The following is a 16,635-nucleotide window of genomic DNA, read 5'->3' on the forward strand; positions in this document are numbered from 1 at the left end:
TCTGTCTAATCATCAAAATTAGATATTAGCCCGATCGCTTTTCTGAATAATAGTCCGATCGCCTTTTCCAACCTGAATCTTTTAGCGTTTCTTCACCTGCTTGTGCTTTCCTTTCCGTCTAATATGACAAAATGGAAACTATCTCTAACGATCGGCTTCTAACAAAACTCTACACAAAGTAGCTCTCTGGACAATCGCTCCAAAAACTCTCTCGCCCCAAAAACTCTCTCACTACGCTTGCGTGCAGCAAATCCTTCCTTTATGCTGAACGATACTGGTTATGTTTGTACCAGTAGATAAAGCTTAAGGTGAAACGCTGATTAGGAGTGGTGGCACACTCACTAACCAGCTAACCTAACTCCTGGAGTGAGCAGGAGGCAGGCTGTGTTGATTTTACGATCGATCGCCTTGCTGAAGCGAAACAAGTGGTTAGGACACCACGCCTTAAGCTTTTCTTCCCTTCAATTCACGCAACAGCGAGGCACAAATATCATGTCTACAGAGTTCACTGAACTGCTGCCGCTTCCGCCTGACGAAAAAGGTCAGATTTGGATTATTGGTTCACGCGAATGGGTGAATCACCAGATCAACGAGTTCTACGTCAAGCGGATTGCAACCGATCGAGTGCAATTTACGCCCATCATCCCGGCTCCGTTTGCGCGAGGGAAGTTTATGAGCGTGCTAGAACGATAGGGTTTGCCGCGATCGTCTTCAGTTAACCTGTAAAAGCATGACCTAACTGAGGGCGATCGAATTAACCAGGAAATCGCTTAAAGAGAATTCCAGAAATCGCGGTGGAGTTCGATGATCGCATCTTCCACTTCGGCGATCGGTCCCCAAACTTGAATGGATTTCTGTCCATGTTTGAAGACCTCACGGCAGGGCAGATTCAGCGTCGGATTTTGGGCGTGGTTTCCCGTGAGCTGCAAAAGCTGCTCCTCGGCAATGCCATACACTAAGCGACCGATATTTGCCCAATAAAGTGTTGCTGCACACATTGCACAGGGTTCAACCGTAGTGTAGAGCGTACAGTCCCAGAGATATTCGGGGCTGAAGTTAGTGTAAGCACTGCGGATCAGGACAGATTCAGCATGGTTCACTGTATCCACATTGCCCTGCTCCAGCAAGATGGTTTCGTGATCCGGCGCAACGAGAATCGCCCCAAAGGGATGGTGTCCAAACTGGCGTGCTCGCCAGGCAATCTGGTTCGATCGCTGCAAATGCCGCATCATTTGTTCCATCGGGGGATTGGACTGAGATGGAGGCAGGTCGCGATACGAAGCATCTGTCACGCTAAGGTTAACATCTGCTAAATTGCCATCTATATTGGCTTTTTCTGACATGAATTAGATATTTCTAACCAATCAATTCAATTGTATTTGTATCGCAAGAGAGAGAAGAATAATACAGCTCTATCTTCGACTGGAGAAGTTTTCGCTCTAGTTTTCACTCTTTAGAGAGTCTGATTAAGAAACTCTGATTAGGTAAACTGCAATTGTACATGGGTTACATTGGTTTACAAAGCAAACACGCCAAAGCAACAATAAGCAGCTTTGAATATTGAATTAAAATCTCGTTGGAAAGGAGAATTTTCAGTATGGGTATCTTAGCTTGGATTGTGATGGGTCTACTGGCGGGTGCGATCGCAAAAGCAATCTATCCGGGCTACCAGAGCAGCAGTATCCTGGGAACCATGCTTTTAGGAATTATTGGTGCCTTTGTCGGTGGCACACTCTACACCCTGCTCACGACAGGTTCTCTCGCATTAAGCGGAGTCGGTTTCACCTTTACCGGACTGGCGATCGCTGTAATTGGTGCAGTTATTGCCCTCTGGCTGTACTACGCTTTTGCTAGCCGCAGAGTCTACTAAATCGCATTTTGTAGCTAGTTCAAACTTGGGGCACACTGCGCTTGCCCTTACGAAAAGATGTTTGAGAAGTCGCAAATAGAGGAGGCAATGCAAAACCTCTACGGCTTCTCAAACAGATATTTGACCCAAATTGGGTCATTCTGACAATGCAGCTACAGGCACAAACTCTATAGGGACAAATAGGTATAGCCGCTCAAGCTGCGCTCGTAGTTTTGCAGCAAAAGCTGTGCTTCCTGAAGGGTGATGCGGTTTTCCTGGAGAGCCTGCTCCGATCGCATCCGAATCTTTTCGACCAGATCTTCTGAGTCGTACTGAACATAGCCCAGAACTTCAGTCATCGTGTCGCCCTTCACCACATGAACAATCTGATAGCCCTTTGGCGTTAGCTTGATGTGCACTGCGTTCGTGTCGCCAAACAAGTTGTGCAGGTTGCCCATGATCTCCTGATACGCACCGCTGAGGAACATTCCCAGATAGTATGGCTCGTAGCGGGAGACGGGTTTTGTGCCGTCTGGGTGGTCGGGTTGCTCGATCAGCTCCAGGTCGTGCAGTTCCAGGACGTATTTCACGTCGCGCAGGTCGATGAACTGGTCGATTTTGCCGTCGCTGTCGCAGGTGAGATCCGCTAACGTGGCGCGCTCGGTCGGTTCTTCGTCTAAACGATGGATGGGCATGATCGGGAAAAGCTGATCGATCGCCCAACTATCGGGAGCCGACTGAAACACCGATAGGTTGACGTAGTAGATCGATGCCATGATCTTTTCCAGATCTTCCAGGTCGTCGGGCACATAGTCCTGCTGTCGGGCGATTTCCAGAATTTTGCCGCAGCATGACCAGTAAAGTCGTTCTGCCCGGGCGCGATCGGTCAGGCTGAGATAGCCAAAACCAAACAGGCTTACGGCTTCTTCCTTAAACTGGGTCGCGTCGTGATACATCTCCTGATAATTATCAGCGTTGATCGACTGATAGGTTTCGTAGAGATTGCGAATTACCAGATGGTCTTGCTCCTGCGACGGCTCTGGCTGTTCGACCACAACCTCGCTTGTACTCAGCACGTCAAATACCAATACTGACTGATGAGAGGCGATCGCCCGTCCGCTTTCGCTCACTAGGGTCGGAACCGGAATACTAGCACCTTCGCAAGCGTCCTTAATTGCTGCCACTACGTCATTCGCGTAGTTCTGCATGTTGTAGTTTTTGGAAGCGTAGAAATTGGTCTTGGAGCCGTCATAGTCCACGCCTAGACCGCCGCCCACATCCAGATACTTCATGTCTGCACCTAGGCGGGCAAGCTCGACGTAGATTTGGCTGGCTTCTCGCAGGGCGTCTTTGACGACGCTAATCGCAGAAATTTGGGAACCGATGTGGAAGTGCAGCAACTGTAGCGCATTGAGCATTCCTGCCTGACGCAGCTTTTCCACCGTCTGGATAATTTCGGGAACCGTCAAGCCAAACTTTGCCCGATCGCCTGCCGACGTTCCCCAGCGACCGATGCCCTTTGCGCTCAGTTTTGCCCGCACGCCCAGAATCGGCTGAATATTAAGTTTACGTGCCGCTTCGATCGCAAAATCAACTTCCTCGAGCTGCTCCAGCACGATAATCGGCGTATGCCCCAATCGCTGTGCCAGAATTGCCGTTTCGATATATTCGCGATCTTTGTAGCCATTGCAAATTAGCAGCGCACCGCGCGTATCCAGCGTTGCCAGGGCAATCAGCAATTCTGGTTTCGAGCCTGCCTCCAGCCCAAACTGATGGGGTTTGCCGAAGCGCACCAGATCCTCGACTAAATGCCGTTGCTGGTTACACTTGACGGGAAACACGCCGCGATACACACCCGGATAGCGATACTTGGCGATCGCCTTGGAAAAGCAGGCATTGAGCCGCTCGATCCGGTCTTCAAGAATGTCAGAAAAGCGAATCAGCAAGGGTAAACCGAGATTGCGCTGTTTCAACGCATGAACCAGATCATACAGATCCAGCGAACCGCCTCGATCGCCCCTCGGAGATACGGTGATGTGTCCGGCAGCGTTAATCGAGAAATATGGCTCGCCCCAGCCATTAATGCGATACAGTTCCTCGCTATCTTCGATCGTCCAGGTCTTCTTTGGCGCGACGGGTTTAATGTCCTGGTTCTTTTGCGGTTCCTGAGCAACAGCAATTGGGGCAACCAATGGTTCAGCTAAAATCTCACGCTGCTTCTTGCTTGCCTTGTCCGCTTTTTTTCCGTTTAGTTTGTCAACGCCAATACCTTGATCGATCGGCTTTTTGCCCATTCTCTCAATGCTCCCGCAGTTTATAGAAATTCACAAAATGACAGTCTATCCTATCTGTCTAGAAAACTGTTCACAAAAAAGCAGGAGGAATACCGATTCAATTAGTGGGAAGATCCGGTGCTTTTATTGGTGCGGCGCACGATCCAGTAGCTAATCGACAATCCAAAGATTGCTAACGCAAGTGCCATCAGCTCCAGGCCGCCAGATTTTGAGAAGTCGAAGATAATAATTTTTCGCGCAACGGCGGTTAATGATGTGATCACCACTAATTCAAGCTGAACAACGTGCTTTTTCAGATACGCCGTAATATTCTCCAGCACTTCCAGCGCGATCAGAATGTTGAGAAACAAGCCAAACACCTTGATCAGCGTCACTGTATGAAACTGCTCGGGGTCTGCCAGCTTGTCGTTAAGCAACACTTCCTTGCCAATAAACAGACACAGCTCGAGCACGCTGACAAAAATGACCACCACCATTGCCAGCGACAAAATCTTGGCGACGATCGTCTCCACGCGCTTCAGCCCAGAGAGAAAGCTATCATCGCTGGCTGCACTGCGAAAAGATTTGGCAAACTGGCGGAAGAAGTCCATGACAATGGGAATCAAAAAATGGAAATCGGTGAATGCCTGTAGCTCTGGTAGAGCTGTTTAAATGAGTAATCCTACTCAGGCTACTTCCAGGATAGCCCGATCGATTGCCTTTCCCATTCTTTCACGCCTCATTCAATCCCAGGATTCTGTAATGATTTGCATTGATAGCGACACAATCAAGCAAAAAGCTTTAGAAATTGGCTTTCACAAAGCAGGAATTGCCTCTGCTGATGCCGTAGAGCCTCATCCTCCTGCGCTGCAACAGTGGCTCGATCGCGGCTATGCAGCAGATATGGAATGGATGGCAAACCCCCGACGGCAGGACGTGCGATCGCTGTTGCCCTCGGTGCGATCGGTCATTTGCGTCGCGTTGAACTATTACACCCCCCAGCAACGACCTGAAGGCGAACAGTACGCCAAAATCTCGCGCTATGGCTGGGGGCGAGACTACCACCGCATTCTGCATAAAAAACTCAAGGCATTTTCCCAGTGGCTTCAGGCGCAGGGCGAAGGCATTGAGGCGCGATACTACGCCGATACAGGACCAATTCAGGATAAGGCCTGGGCAGAGCAGGCAGGCATCGGCTGGATTGCCAAAAACAGCAATGTGATCACCCGCGAGTATGGCTCCTGGGTATTTCTGGGCGAGGTTTTAACCAATCTGGAACTGCCGCCCGATCGCCCCCATACGCAGCACTGCGGCTCCTGTACCCGCTGTCTAGAAGCCTGCCCGACTGGAGCAATTACGCAACCCTTTGTCGTAGACGCGAATCGCTGCATCGCTTATCACACGATCGAAAATCGCGCCGACACCCTCCCACCCGAAATCGCTAGCAAAATGCAGGGCTGGATCGCCGGATGCGATATCTGCCAGGATGTCTGTCCCTGGAATCAGCGTTTCGCCCAGGAAACCGACGTTGCAGAGTTTCAGCCCTATCCCTGGAACGTGGCTCCCGAATTAGAGACGATCGCCCACCTCTCAGACGAAGAATGGGATCAACGCTTTCCGGCTTCTGCACTGCGGCGAATTAAACCCGAAATGCTGCGGCGCAATGCTGCGGCAAATCGATCGTCCTCCTAAAATCCATGAGCGGTTAGGCTGCCCGTTTTATAGGCAGAAATGTAGTGAGCCAGCAGTTTTCGCGCATCTGCTTCAGAGGGCAATCGATATTTCACCATGTATAGAAAAGGCTTGACCCGCGTGTCGTTTCTCGCGGCGGGTTCCCAAATGCTAAGCAGCACGCCCTCTTCCAAAGCCGTAATGTTGTACTTCAGAACATGGAGAATCTCGGTCGAACCGGTCGGGGAAGTCGTGGGGGCGGGACGATTGCCGGGAACTGGCTTTCCCAGGGGTAGATGATTCATTCTGCTGATAATCAAGCCGCGTCAGCTGCAACCCAGAAATTTGCATATAGAAGGAATATCCCACAAATACACCGAATCGCAGCCGATCGCTAGTGCTTAACCGCCTAAGGCAAAAATGCCCATCACCAGGATCGACAGCAGTAGCCCTGGAGTCAGCATCAGTGCCAGCGTAATCAGTTCGTGCATTTCCATAGGAAATAACCTTTCAATTTCATCTCGATCGAGGCTTAACCCTTCTATTGTGGCGTATTCTTCTCGATGCCGTTTTCTCTCAAGGAATGCTTAACAAAAGGGGAACTGCTTCACATCGCCAGATCCACCGAAACGGGCTATGATCGGGCGGAAGATTCGGCCACGTGATTCGCCAGCTTGATTCGCCAACTTAATCTTATCGCCCCTTATCTGTCGCCCCTTTAATCGATCGACGCCTGCCTCCTATGTTGAAATCCTGGAGTGCCTTTTCGTCCAAACCGTCCTGGCATCGTCTCACGCCCTATTTGTTTTTGCTGCCTGCGCTGCTGCTGCTGGGGCTGACGGTGTTTTATCCGGCACTGCAAGCGTTTTTTCTCAGCTTCACCCGCTACGAATATGACATTACCGAGCCGCCGATCTGGATTGGCTTCGAGAATTTTCAGCGACTTCTGACCGATCCTATCTTTTGGAAAACCCTGAGAAATACGATCGTCTATCTGGTCGGCGTTGTCCCAATCCTGGTGATGCTGCCCCTCGGTTTAGCCATTCTGGTGAATCAGCCAATCAAAGGCATTCGCTGGTTTCGTGCCGCCTACTATACTCCTGTGGTGATCTCGATGGTGGTAGCAGGAATTGCGTGGCGATGGCTCTATGCTGAGAACGGCTTGTTCAATCAGTTTTTGCAGTGGCTCAACCTCTCTCAGGACGGCATTCCCTGGCTCACCAGCCCTCGGTTTGCCTTGTTCAGCGTCATGATCGTCACGATCTGGAAAGGCTTGGGCTACTACATGGTGATCTATCTGGCGGGACTTCAAAGCATTCCGGGTGATTTGTATGAAGCAGCGGCGATCGACGGCTCCGACGGCTGGCGCAAACATTGGGATATTACGGTTCCCCTGATGCGTCCCTATCTGTTGCTCGTGGGGGTCATCTCAGCCATTTCTGCCACCAAAGTCTTTGAAGAAGTGTTTATCATGACCCAGGGCGGACCGCGCAGCAGCTCTAAAACCCTGGTTTACTACGTCTACGAGAAAGCCTTTCAGGATCTCGAAATTAGCTATGCCTGCACGATCGGTTTAGCGATGTTTTTGCTGATTCTCACCTTGTCGATCGTCCGTCTCACGATTAACCGCCAGCCCACCACCGACCTGACGTTCTAAGAGATTGACCCTTGCCGAAACAACGTCTTGACGCGCTTTTAGTTGAACTGAATCTCTGCACTTCTCGACAGCAGGCACAGCGGCTGATTCGGGCGGGAGAAGTGATGGTCAATCAGCAGCGAGTGGATAAGCCAGGAACCGAAGTTGACACCGCAGCCCAGATTCAGGTCAAGCAAAAATCGCCCTACGTGTCACGGGGGGGTGAAAAGCTGGCAAAAGCACTGCGGGTTTTTCAAGTTCCGATCGCCGATCGTGTTTGTTTGGATGGCGGCATTTCGACCGGGGGCTTCACGGACTGTTTGCTGCAAGCAGGGGCAAAACAGGTTTACGGCATTGATGTGGGCTATGGACAGGTCGCCTGGAGACTGCGGCAAGATCCGCGTGTGATTTTGAAGGAACGTACCAACCTGCGCTATCTGAAACCGGAAGAGCTATATGGGGACGATTACCCCGAAGGGGGAACTGCTTCGCATCGCCCCTACCCGGATCTGGGCGTGATCGATGTCTCGTTTATTTCCCTGACCAAGGTGCTGCCCGCTTTCTGGGATTTGCTGCAAACCCCACGCGAAGCCATTTTGCTGGTCAAGCCTCAGTTTGAAGTGGGCAAAGAGAAAATTGGCAAAAAAGGCGTTGTGCGCGATCTCAAGGATCAGGCAGGGGCGATCGAGCAAGTGTTGCAGTGCGCAGAAGCCCTGGGATGGCACGATCGCGGGCTTACCTGGTCGCCCCTACTTGGACCCGCCGGAAACATTGAATATCTGCTTTGGCTCAGCGCAGAACCTTCAGAGACATCCAAAAATCGCCTCCGTGACGACCCTACCTCCACTCGCCAATCCTTGCAGGACTTGACCCAAGCTGCCTATCAGGATCTCAACGCCGCAGACGCTCCCACAGAAGACTAAACCTCCCGTCCCATCCGCCGCAGCAGCTCTTGCACCACGACTGCATCCTGAGCATCGGGAGTTTGCAGCAGATAGTCTTCGAGATCTTGGCTGGCTTCAGTCCAGCGTCCGGTTTGGTAATACAGCAAGCCTCGGTCGCGCTGGTCGGTCGGCGAGTCAGGAAACAGCAGCAAAATTCGCTCAATGGTTGCCAGCGATCGCGGAATGTCGCTTCGGGTCAGGTAGATGGCTTTCAGGTTGTTCAGCATTCGCGCCAAAAAATAGCGGGCAGTCACAGGCTCCAGGAATTCGGGACGGAGTTCGATCGGTCTGCCGTAAATTTCGCTGAGCCGCTGCTGACAGTCCTCCGCAAACATGACTTCGCCCCGCCGAAACGGATCGACAAAAATCTGCATTTCACCCACCACGGGACGAATCAAAAAATGCCCCGGCATGCCCACGCCGACCATCGGAAACCCTAGCCGCCTCGCCACTTCCAGGTAGACCAGCGACAGCGTGATCGGAATTCCCGCCCGCCGATCGATCACTTGATTCAGGTAACTGTTATCCGGGTCGTAGTAATCGTCTGTATTGCCGTGAAACTTGAGGTCTTCGTAAAGGTACTGGTTGATAGTTTTAATCGTGCGAAGCGGGTAAGCCTCTTGAGGCTGTCGTTCAGCGATTTCTGATGCCATCGTATCCAGGGCGTTCAGGTATTCCTCAACGTCCAGATCCGGGTATTCCTCTTGCGCCAGATAAAGGGCAGCACGCGCCAGATTAATCTCTTCATCAGGCTGATGGATTTCCTGGTAAAATCGCTGCCGCGCCAGGGGAAAGTCCATGCGGGTATCCTTTCAAAATGTATCTCACCTATCCAGTTTAACGGGTCTTTAATAATCCTTTCCTGAGCCATATTTCCAGGCATCTCGCCAGCGATCGAGCCGATATTGCCACGCCTCAGACTGAGTTTTTTCGAGGGGAGTTGAGGAAATCAGGGGGTTTGCAGGGAGAGAAGACAGAAGATGATACAGCCCCAGATTGGCGAAGTGTTTTGTCCACTCCAGCAGGGCAGCAACTCCCACCTGGGGAATAATTTTAAGCACGATCGCCGGATGCTTGACCCCAACCTGCATCAGCGTTTGAAACAGTGCAGGAAACTGCACCACATCCTGAAGAAACGGCTTCAGCACCGGGTCGCCAAGCTGCCGCATTTCCTCAAAGACAGCAGACAGCAGCCTATTAATTTGATTGGGATCGATCGTCTGCTCCATGCCCACGCTCATTGCCCGCTGAAAGAGCCAGGTGACGGTGAGGCTGGGCTGATAGGGTTGCAGCAGATTTAACGATCGGCGGTCGAGCTGATTACTTCGCAGAGCGGCATCGGTTCCCGCTGTTAATCGCTGCAAATGCCGAATCATCGCGCCAAATCCGCCAAAGCTCAAAGGCGACTGTGCCCCGCTGCTATCCCCGATCGCCAGAAACCGATCCCAGGGCGACTGTAGCGGACTCTCCCGATAGCAGGGAAAAAAGCCGAACAAAGCCCGCTTGAACTGAAGCTGCGCCAGATCCACCTGTTGGTAGTTCGGTAGCAAAGTGAAGTAATCCTCAAAGAGCTGCTCTAAGCTGGGGCGATCGGGATGAGCATCCAGATAGGTAAACAAATAAGTTGTGCGTCCATCTCGTGCCGGAAACGCTTCCCAAAAATACTGGCACTGATTCTGAATGGGTGTCATTGAAGCAAACAGATCGCCCGTCTGGTTCGCCGTAAAGCCCTCCGCGCAGGTTCCCACCACTAGACAAACGGCATCCGGCTTAGACCCGCTGCGAACCTGACGGACGATCGGCGAAAAGTGCCCCATCGCATCGATTAGTAAACGCGCTGTCAAACTGGAATTCCCACCTGCATGATTTTCGAATTCAGTCCGGGATTCGGTTTCGGATTTGCTTTGAAATTTATCTTGAGATTCAACGGAAATCTTTACCCCGTTTTTGTGAACGATCGCTCCTATGAAAGCAGTATTCTCCAGCAAATATCCCCCGGCTTCCAGAAATCGCTGCTTGAGTCGCTCCAGCAAATACACCGGATCAACGCCCACGTTCAGCACGTCGTTCACTGCAAGATTAACGCCTTGATGAAAGCGAATGTTTACCGGATTAAATTCTGTAGCGATCGTTTGTTCTAATTCTGCTGCGGTCAGCAGTTCCATTTCCGTCAGAACGTGCAGCTCTTTGCGCGAAATATTCCATTCCTGGTCGCGTCCCCGCAGTGTTCCCCGTTCGATCAGCGCAACCTTCCACCCTTGTTGTGCCAGTGCTGCTCCCAGCAAAATTCCCAGCGTCCCCCCACAAATCACTACATCCCACGCTGTCGCCTCCAGAGCATTCGCATTGACGCGCACAACTTCTGTTACGGGCAACACGGTTTGATTAGATTTGTAGGACTGCCACAGGAGATCGGCCTGCCGCAACCCCGCTAAAACATTGCCAGGAATCTGCGACAAAACTTGCTCAGTCAGGCTCATGCGCTGCTCCTCTATGCCCATTCAAGATGGCTCACAATTCACAATGGTTCACAAAGCGACCCTATCGGATTTCTCACCGATCGCCCGATGGTAATGCCTTTAACTCATTGTCTGGTATCGCTGTCTGGTATCGCTCGATCGCTGCCGCAATTTCACCCATCCAGGAAAGCATTCAGGTCGGGCACGACAAGGTTAGACAGCAACAGCGAATCCCCCCGCAAAAACCGAACATCCCCCAACTCGCCCCACCGAAACCTGACAAATCACGGTCGGATTAACCCCCTGACGCGCTTTCTCAACCCGCCGATGAGCCAACATAGATCTCTCAATCTTCAATCACCCTAAACACCAATCCAGTTCCTTCACCCGCTTTCCTCAAACCCAAATTAACTGCCCACCTCCTCATTCCCCATTTAAAGATTGGATTTGAAGCTTGGAAAAACTTTAGTTCAGGCTGAAGTAAACCCTCAGGGTTACCCCTCAGGATTCGGTAGAATGTTTGGGGCTAACTGTTTTAATCAGGCTTTTGATCAGTTCGATTAGTGCTGCGCGCAACTCTAAAGGAACCGCAGCCACCCATATTCATCCGCTCTTGCGAACCGCGACCCTGTGAGTTGACCATGCACAAAATCTTTGATTTGCACGTTGTTGAAACCCGCCCGTTGATCAGTCCGGCGATGCTCCATCACGAGCTACCCATTACTGAAACCGCTGCCACCTTGGTCGCCGAAACCCGCGATCGAATCCGTCATATTTTGCAGGCAGAAGATCGACGACTGCTGGTAATTGTCGGACCCTGCTCGGTGCACGACGTGAATGCTGCGCTGGAATATGGCGAAAAGCTAGCAGTGCTGCGAAAGGAACTCGAAGACGATCTAGAAATTGTCATGCGAGTCTATTTTGAAAAGCCGCGCACAACGATCGGCTGGAAAGGCTTGATCAACGATCCTCACCTGAACGGCAGCTACGACATCAACACTGGACTGCGTGTTGCCCGCAAACTCCTGCTTGACCTGGCACAGCTCGGACTCCCCGCTGCAACCGAACTGCTCGACCCCATTATTCCGCAGTATATTGCAGACGTGATTTCCTGGACGGCGATCGGTGCACGCACCACCGAAAGCCAGACCCACCGCGAAATGGCATCGGGGCTATCCATGCCGATTGGCTTTAAAAACAATACCGATGGCAGTCTCTCAGCGGCGGCAAATGCGATGCTGGCAGCCAGTCAGCCCCATCGTTTCCTGGGAATCAATCTAGACGGCTTGGCAAGCATTGTCACGACCACGGGCAATCCTGATGGGCATCTGGTGCTGCGCGGCGGCAAGCACGGTCCCAACTACGACACCGATCACGTTCAGCACGCGGCGAAGGAACTGGCACGCCTGAAGCTCAACACCCGCATGATGATCGATTGCAGCCATGACAACGCTGGAAAAGACCACCAACGCCAGCCCCTCGTCCTAGAAAACATTGCCGAACAGCTTACCGCGGGCTCAAAGCACATTATGGGCGTCATGGTTGAAAGTCATCTGGTGGAGGGCAAGCAGTCGATTCCGCAAGACCTCAGCCAGTTGACCTATGGGCAAAGCATTACCGATGCCTGCGTCAATTGGAGCGCGACGACCGAAATGCTGCGATCCCTGGCAAAGTCGGTGACGAAACAGTGTTTGCAGCTCAAGTAGCGCAAAGCGGTTTTGCAGAACTAATCTGCATTCATCCGCGTTCATAAACGAAACAAGAGCAGCGATCGAAGCAGGAATACGCCGCTAGAGAAGCACTGCCTTCACCAAGGGAGCAGCCCTCTGCGCTCCGTCCTACCGGGAACTGATGAATAAACGATCGCGCTCAATTAAATCGTGATAAGCTAAAAAATAAGGGGCATCAGCCCCTTTCCGTTTTAGTATTGTGTAGTGAAGAAAATACAGCCCTAGCAGGTTTCGGTGATTTTTACCCTGAGCCGCTCAGTTCCGAAAATGCTCTTCGGGATGGGAGCTGAACCAGCAACGCTCCAAATGGTGGATATGATGCCGTCTCCAGAAGCGGTGAGGGCTCAAGATAAGCGGACGGTTGCTATCAAAGACGTGCTGGTTGAGATACTGCCAAATCGGGAAGTTGAAATTGCGGCTCTTGAAAGTCATGATGAATTGCGTGTAAGGATGACGAAAACGGAACGGGGATTCGGTCTATACGAGCTTAACATCTATCCTAAGGTAGATTCCGATCGCTCTCTTAATAGCTTGCCCAAAACTACCCCCGATTTCCCATCCTTTTACAAAGAATGTATTGAAATTTTGCACTTTGTTGAAGTTATCCCTGCATTCGGCGCATTCCGCTTGCCGCTGCCTGATCTTTGAACTATATTTGATGGTTTTCTCAAGCGGTGAGTTCCCAGAAGGCTTGTAGACCTAGAAACATAAAAACAGCACGGGCAAAGGATTGAGGTCATCCTACCCGTGCTATTGCTGAATTTTGCTGTGAAACGACGCTGAGCCGACACTCATCCGACTCCGAACCCAACAGTTAGCTTTTCTGCGAATCCCTAACCCTGCGCGAATCCATCAGCTTTCAATATCCAGATCAAATATCCAGATCCATCAGGTTGATCTTCGAACCGTGGGTTTCGATGAACTCGCGTCTGGGAGCCACCCGATCGCCCATTAGTACGGTAAAGATTCGGTCTGCTTCGGCGGCGTCTTCAATTTCGACTCGCTTCAGGGTACGCGTCTCCGGGTTCATTGTGGTATCCCAGAGTTGCTGCGGCATCATTTCACCCAGACCCTTAAATCGCTGAATTTCGTACTTGGCGTTTTCTGGGAATCCGGCAATGATTTGATCTCGCTCTCGATCGCTGTAGCAGTAGTAATGGTTGCGTCCCCGCTCCACCTTATAAAGCGGCGGGCAGGCAATGTAGACATAGCCCTGATCGACCATCGATCGCTGATAGCGGTAGAAGAAGGTCAAGAGCAGGGTGCGAATGTGGGCGCCGTCTACGTCCGCATCGGTCATAATCACAATGCGGTGATAGCGCAACTGGGAAGCGTCAAACTCTTCGCCCTTGATGCCCAGACCGAGTGCGGTAATCAGTGCCTGAATTTCGGCATTTTTATAGATCTTCGCGTCGTCGGTTTTCTCGATGTTGAGGATCTTGCCGCGCAAAGGGAGGATTGCCTGAAAGCGTCGATCGCGCCCTTGCTTTGCCGAGCCGCCTGCGGAGTCACCTTCTACGATGAAGATTTCAGATTCACTGGGATCGCGAGAGCTACAGTCTGCCAGTTTTCCGGGCAGCGTCGAGGATTCCAGCACCGACTTACGCCGCACCAGTTCACGGGCACGCCGCGCCGCCTCTGCCGCATTAAACGCCTGAATCGCCTTTTCCAGAATCGAATCTGCTACACCGGGGCGGAACTCCAGATACTCGGTCAGGGTTTCACCCACGAGCGAATCGACAATGCCACGCACTTCGGTATTGCCCAGTTTGGTCTTGGTTTGTCCCTCAAATTCGGGGTCAGGCACTTTCACCGAGATCACGCCCGTTAGACCTTCCCGGATATTTTCGCCTGCCAGATTGGACTCGTTTTCTTTGAGCTTGTTGCGCTTGCGGGCGATCGCATTCATGGTACGAGTCAGGACGGCTTTCAGTCCTTCTAGGTGTGTGCCACCGTCGATCGTGCGAATGTTGTTCGCAAAGCCCAGCAGATTATCGGTGTAGGCATCGGCGCACCACTGCAACGCCACCTCGATCTGCACGTTATTGCGCTCGCCGCTCACGTAGACCACTTCTTCGTGGATGGCTTGCTTGTCGTGGTTCATGTAGGTGACATACTCGCGGATGCCGCCTGCATAGAAATAGGTTTCGATCCGCGTCTCGCCGTCTTTTTGCAGTTCCAGGCGATCGTCCCTGAATGTAATCTTGACTCCGGCATTCAGATATGCCAGCTCCCGCAAACGACCCGCCAGCGTGTTGTAGTCAAACTCGATGCCCGTGGTAAAGATATCAGTATCAGGCTTGAACGTCACCGATGTTCCCGTGCGGCTTTCTTGGGTCGGCTGCACCTGCATCTCGCCTGCGGTGATGCCCCGCTCAAACCGCATCTTGTGCTGTTTTTTGTCGCGCCAAACGGTGACTTCGACCCATTCCGACAGCGCGTTTACGACCGAAATCCCCACGCCGTGCAGACCACCAGACACCTTATAGCCGCCGCCGCCAAACTTACCGCCTGCGTGCAGAATGGTGAGTACGGTTTCGAGGGCTGATTTGCCTGTGCGAGCGACGACATCGGTGGGAATGCCGCGTCCATCGTCTGTAACGGTGACGGAGCCATCGGCATTAATGCTGACTTCAATCTGTTTACAGTAGCCTGCCAACGCCTCATCAACGGAGTTATCCACAACTTCGTAGACTAGATGATGCAGACCTCGCGGACCTGTGCTGCCGATATACATGCCCGGACGCTTGCGGACTGCTTCCAAGCCCTCCAGGACTTGAATCTGATCAGCACCATAATTTGTCGTCATGAATGAAGTGCTCCTAAAATTGCTTGAGGCCCACTTTTACCTCAAAACATCAGATCATACAGAAATTCTAGCACAAAAGGGTTTCAGACGGTTTCTGAGCGGTCTGAGGCGAACTTTTAAAAGGGGATCGAATCTCCTTCTAATCACCCCACTTGCGCTGCTGTCCCTGTGACCCCCCTGAACAAGCCAGAATGAGTCAGAGAAATACAGATGTACTAAACGCTTCTGTCCCTATTTTAATCGCGATCGGTGGGGCAACGGCAACCGGAAAATCAAGTTTGGCGATCGATTTAGCCCAAAAGCTTCCGGGCGTGATTTTGAGTGCCGATTCGCGGCAGATTTACCGGGAGTTTGACATCGGCACTGCCAAGCCCACGATCGCCGAACGTCAGCAGGCTCTCCATCACCTGATCGACCTTTGTGACCCCACCGAAACGCTGACTCTGGCAGATTATCAAACCCTGGCACAGCAACAAATCGATCGTCTGCACCAGTCGCAAACCGCGATTCCTCTACTGGTGGGCGGTACGGGGCTCTATATTAAATCAATCGTGCGCGGCTTAAAAATTCCCAGAGTAGCTCCGCAGCCCGAACTTCGATCGCAGCTTCAGGCGTTAGGTCAACCTCAGTGCTATGCGATGCTGCGGCAGGTTGATCCGGTTTCGACCGAAAAGATTCACTGCAACGATCGGGTCAGAACTTTGCGGGCATTAGAAGTGTTTTATGTCACGGGTCGTCCGATTTCGCAGCAGCAGGGCGAACAACCGCCCCCGTATCCGATTTTGCAGATTGGGCTGGATGCGAACTGGGAGCAGCTCACGCGACGCATTGAGCAGCGTACTGCTCAGATGATTACCAATGGCTTTGTCGAAGAAGTCGATCGCCTTTGCCAGAAATATGGAGCCGATTTACCGTTGCTCAACACCCTGGGCTATCAGGAAATCAGGCAGTTTCTTTCCGGTGAAATCTCCCTGACAGAGGCACAATCGCGCGTCGTTTTGCATACCCGACAATTTGCCAAGCAGCAGCGTACCTGGTTTCACGCCGATCGATCGATCGAATGGTTTGATGCGGATGCGCCAGATTTAAGCGATCGAGTCATGAAGCGAGTAAAGGAGTTTGTGCAGATCGCCGCAGGAAATTTTCCCCCGTTCGATAGGAGGACGTTTAAAATCAGCTAGCGGTGAACTGTCCCCCCAGAATGTGCTGTAAAAGCGCTCGGATCAGTCACTTACCATCGGTAAGTAAACCACCATTAGAAAGC

Annotated in this window: 16 protein-coding genes; 9 read left to right on the plus strand and 7 right to left on the minus strand. The window is 51.9% G+C overall.

The annotated features are described in order from the left end of the window. Positions 1–384 precede the first annotated feature (384 nt). Positions 385–693: a hypothetical protein gene (locus tag H6F80_RS21950; protein ID WP_190793661.1), complete on the plus strand. Its 309-nt coding sequence runs from the start codon at positions 385–387 to the stop codon at positions 691–693. A gap of 77 nt (positions 694–770) precedes the next feature. Here the strand turns inward: H6F80_RS21950 and H6F80_RS21955 are convergent, their stop codons facing one another. Then, the gene (locus H6F80_RS21955; RefSeq protein ID WP_242067509.1) at positions 771–1,343 is read right to left on the minus strand and encodes a nucleoside deaminase; all 573 of its coding nucleotides are present in this window, start codon (positions 1,341–1,343) and stop codon (positions 771–773) included. Positions 1,344–1,597: 254 nt separating this feature from the next. Between H6F80_RS21955 and H6F80_RS21960 the strand changes: the two genes are divergently transcribed. Continuing rightward, positions 1,598–1,870 (plus strand): GlsB/YeaQ/YmgE family stress response membrane protein, encoded by a 273-nt coding sequence (locus H6F80_RS21960; RefSeq protein WP_190793662.1) that lies wholly within the window; start codon positions 1,598–1,600, stop codon positions 1,868–1,870. A 167-nt stretch (positions 1,871–2,037) separates the two neighbouring features. Here the strand turns inward: H6F80_RS21960 and speA are convergent, their stop codons facing one another. Together speA and H6F80_RS21970 are read right to left on the minus strand one after the other, a co-directional pair. After that, on the minus strand, positions 2,038–4,143 hold the full coding sequence (gene speA / locus H6F80_RS21965) for a biosynthetic arginine decarboxylase (RefSeq protein WP_199296742.1): 2,106 nt from the start codon (positions 4,141–4,143) through the stop codon (positions 2,038–2,040). A gap of 101 nt (positions 4,144–4,244) precedes the next feature. Beyond that, positions 4,245–4,733, minus strand: coding sequence for a phosphate-starvation-inducible PsiE family protein (locus tag H6F80_RS21970; RefSeq protein WP_190793663.1), 489 nt, complete (start codon positions 4,731–4,733; stop codon positions 4,245–4,247). Between the two features lie 61 nt (positions 4,734–4,794). Between H6F80_RS21970 and queG the strand changes: the two genes are divergently transcribed. Continuing rightward, positions 4,795–5,814 carry a tRNA epoxyqueuosine(34) reductase QueG gene (queG, locus tag H6F80_RS21975; protein WP_518523629.1) on the plus strand — a complete coding sequence of 340 codons (1,020 nt, stop codon included), beginning with the start codon at positions 4,795–4,797 and terminating at the stop codon, positions 5,812–5,814. On the opposite strand, the gene H6F80_RS21980 is transcribed toward queG, so the two are convergent. Next, a complete protein-coding gene (locus H6F80_RS21980; protein ID WP_190793664.1) occupies positions 5,811–6,098 on the minus strand; it encodes a hypothetical protein in 288 nt (95 codons plus the stop codon). The genes queG and H6F80_RS21980 overlap by 4 nt on opposite strands. A 437-nt stretch (positions 6,099–6,535) precedes the next feature. On the opposite strand from H6F80_RS21980, the gene H6F80_RS21985 reads away from it, so the two are divergent. Further along, positions 6,536–7,450: a carbohydrate ABC transporter permease gene (locus H6F80_RS21985; protein ID WP_190793665.1), complete on the plus strand. Its 915-nt coding sequence runs from the start codon at positions 6,536–6,538 to the stop codon at positions 7,448–7,450. Positions 7,451–7,461: 11 nt separating this feature from the next. Beyond that, positions 7,462–8,352 carry a TlyA family RNA methyltransferase gene (locus H6F80_RS21990; protein WP_190793666.1) on the plus strand — a complete coding sequence of 297 codons (891 nt, stop codon included), beginning with the start codon at positions 7,462–7,464 and terminating at the stop codon, positions 8,350–8,352. On the opposite strand, the gene H6F80_RS21995 is transcribed toward H6F80_RS21990, so the two are convergent. Then, positions 8,349–9,173: a SirB1 family protein gene (locus H6F80_RS21995; RefSeq protein ID WP_190793667.1), complete on the minus strand. Its 825-nt coding sequence runs from the start codon at positions 9,171–9,173 to the stop codon at positions 8,349–8,351. The two genes, H6F80_RS21990 and H6F80_RS21995, sit on opposite strands and share 4 nt — an antisense overlap. Positions 9,174–9,221: 48 nt before the next feature. Then, the gene (locus H6F80_RS22000; protein WP_190793668.1) at positions 9,222–10,853 is read right to left on the minus strand and encodes an FAD-dependent oxidoreductase; all 1,632 of its coding nucleotides are present in this window, start codon (positions 10,851–10,853) and stop codon (positions 9,222–9,224) included. Between the two features lie 26 nt (positions 10,854–10,879). Between H6F80_RS22000 and H6F80_RS22005 the strand changes: the two genes are divergently transcribed. From H6F80_RS22005 to H6F80_RS22015, 3 genes are all read left to right on the plus strand, one after another. Next, a complete protein-coding gene (locus H6F80_RS22005) occupies positions 10,880–11,131 on the plus strand; it encodes a hypothetical protein (RefSeq protein WP_190793669.1) in 252 nt (83 codons plus the stop codon). Positions 11,132–11,473: 342 nt separating this feature from the next. Further along, positions 11,474–12,538: a 3-deoxy-7-phosphoheptulonate synthase gene (locus tag H6F80_RS22010; protein ID WP_190793670.1), complete on the plus strand. Its 1,065-nt coding sequence runs from the start codon at positions 11,474–11,476 to the stop codon at positions 12,536–12,538. A 258-nt stretch (positions 12,539–12,796) separates the two neighbouring features. After that, positions 12,797–13,210 carry a hypothetical protein gene (locus H6F80_RS22015; RefSeq protein WP_190793671.1) on the plus strand — a complete coding sequence of 138 codons (414 nt, stop codon included), beginning with the start codon at positions 12,797–12,799 and terminating at the stop codon, positions 13,208–13,210. Positions 13,211–13,433: 223 nt separating this feature from the next. On the opposite strand, the gene gyrB is transcribed toward H6F80_RS22015, so the two are convergent. Continuing rightward, entirely contained in the window at positions 13,434–15,371 is a 1,938-nt protein-coding gene (gene gyrB, locus H6F80_RS22020) for a DNA topoisomerase (ATP-hydrolyzing) subunit B (protein WP_190793672.1), read from the minus strand. Positions 15,372–15,562: 191 nt separating this feature from the next. On the opposite strand from gyrB, the gene miaA reads away from it, so the two are divergent. Then, entirely contained in the window at positions 15,563–16,552 is a 990-nt protein-coding gene (gene miaA, locus H6F80_RS22025; protein WP_190793673.1) for a tRNA (adenosine(37)-N6)-dimethylallyltransferase MiaA, read from the plus strand. Positions 16,553–16,635 lie beyond the last annotated feature (83 nt).

Origin of the sequence: Leptolyngbya sp. FACHB-711 (genome assembly GCF_014695615.1) — a bacterium.
GTDB lineage: Bacteria > Cyanobacteriota > Cyanobacteriia > Elainellales > Elainellaceae > Leptolyngbya_A.

What these genes read in the sequence shown, in the direction of transcription:
- speA (WP_199296742.1), bottom strand. Translation starts at nt 4,143, where the DNA reads ATGGGCAAAAAGCCGATCGATCAAGGTATTGGCGTTGACAAACTAAAC.
- H6F80_RS21995 (WP_190793667.1), bottom strand. Translation starts at nt 9,173, where the DNA reads ATGGACTTTCCCCTGGCGCGGCAGCGATTTTACCAGGAAATCCATCAG.
- miaA (WP_190793673.1), top strand. Translation starts at nt 15,563, where the DNA reads ATGAGTCAGAGAAATACAGATGTACTAAACGCTTCTGTCCCTATTTTA.
- H6F80_RS22000 (WP_190793668.1), bottom strand. Translation starts at nt 10,853, where the DNA reads ATGAGCCTGACTGAGCAAGTTTTGTCGCAGATTCCTGGCAATGTTTTA.
- H6F80_RS21970 (WP_190793663.1), bottom strand. Translation starts at nt 4,733, where the DNA reads ATGGACTTCTTCCGCCAGTTTGCCAAATCTTTTCGCAGTGCAGCCAGC.
- H6F80_RS21955 (WP_242067509.1), bottom strand. Translation starts at nt 1,343, where the DNA reads ATGTCAGAAAAAGCCAATATAGATGGCAATTTAGCAGATGTTAACCTT.
- gyrB (WP_190793672.1), bottom strand. Translation starts at nt 15,371, where the DNA reads ATGACGACAAATTATGGTGCTGATCAGATTCAAGTCCTGGAGGGCTTG.
- H6F80_RS21980 (WP_190793664.1), bottom strand. Translation starts at nt 6,098, where the DNA reads ATGAATCATCTACCCCTGGGAAAGCCAGTTCCCGGCAATCGTCCCGCC.
- H6F80_RS22010 (WP_190793670.1), top strand. Translation starts at nt 11,474, where the DNA reads ATGCACAAAATCTTTGATTTGCACGTTGTTGAAACCCGCCCGTTGATC.
- H6F80_RS21960 (WP_190793662.1), top strand. Translation starts at nt 1,598, where the DNA reads ATGGGTATCTTAGCTTGGATTGTGATGGGTCTACTGGCGGGTGCGATC.
- H6F80_RS22005 (WP_190793669.1), top strand. Translation starts at nt 10,880, where the DNA reads ATGGCTCACAATTCACAATGGTTCACAAAGCGACCCTATCGGATTTCT.
- H6F80_RS21985 (WP_190793665.1), top strand. Translation starts at nt 6,536, where the DNA reads ATGTTGAAATCCTGGAGTGCCTTTTCGTCCAAACCGTCCTGGCATCGT.
- queG (WP_518523629.1), top strand. Translation starts at nt 4,795, where the DNA reads ATGAGTAATCCTACTCAGGCTACTTCCAGGATAGCCCGATCGATTGCC.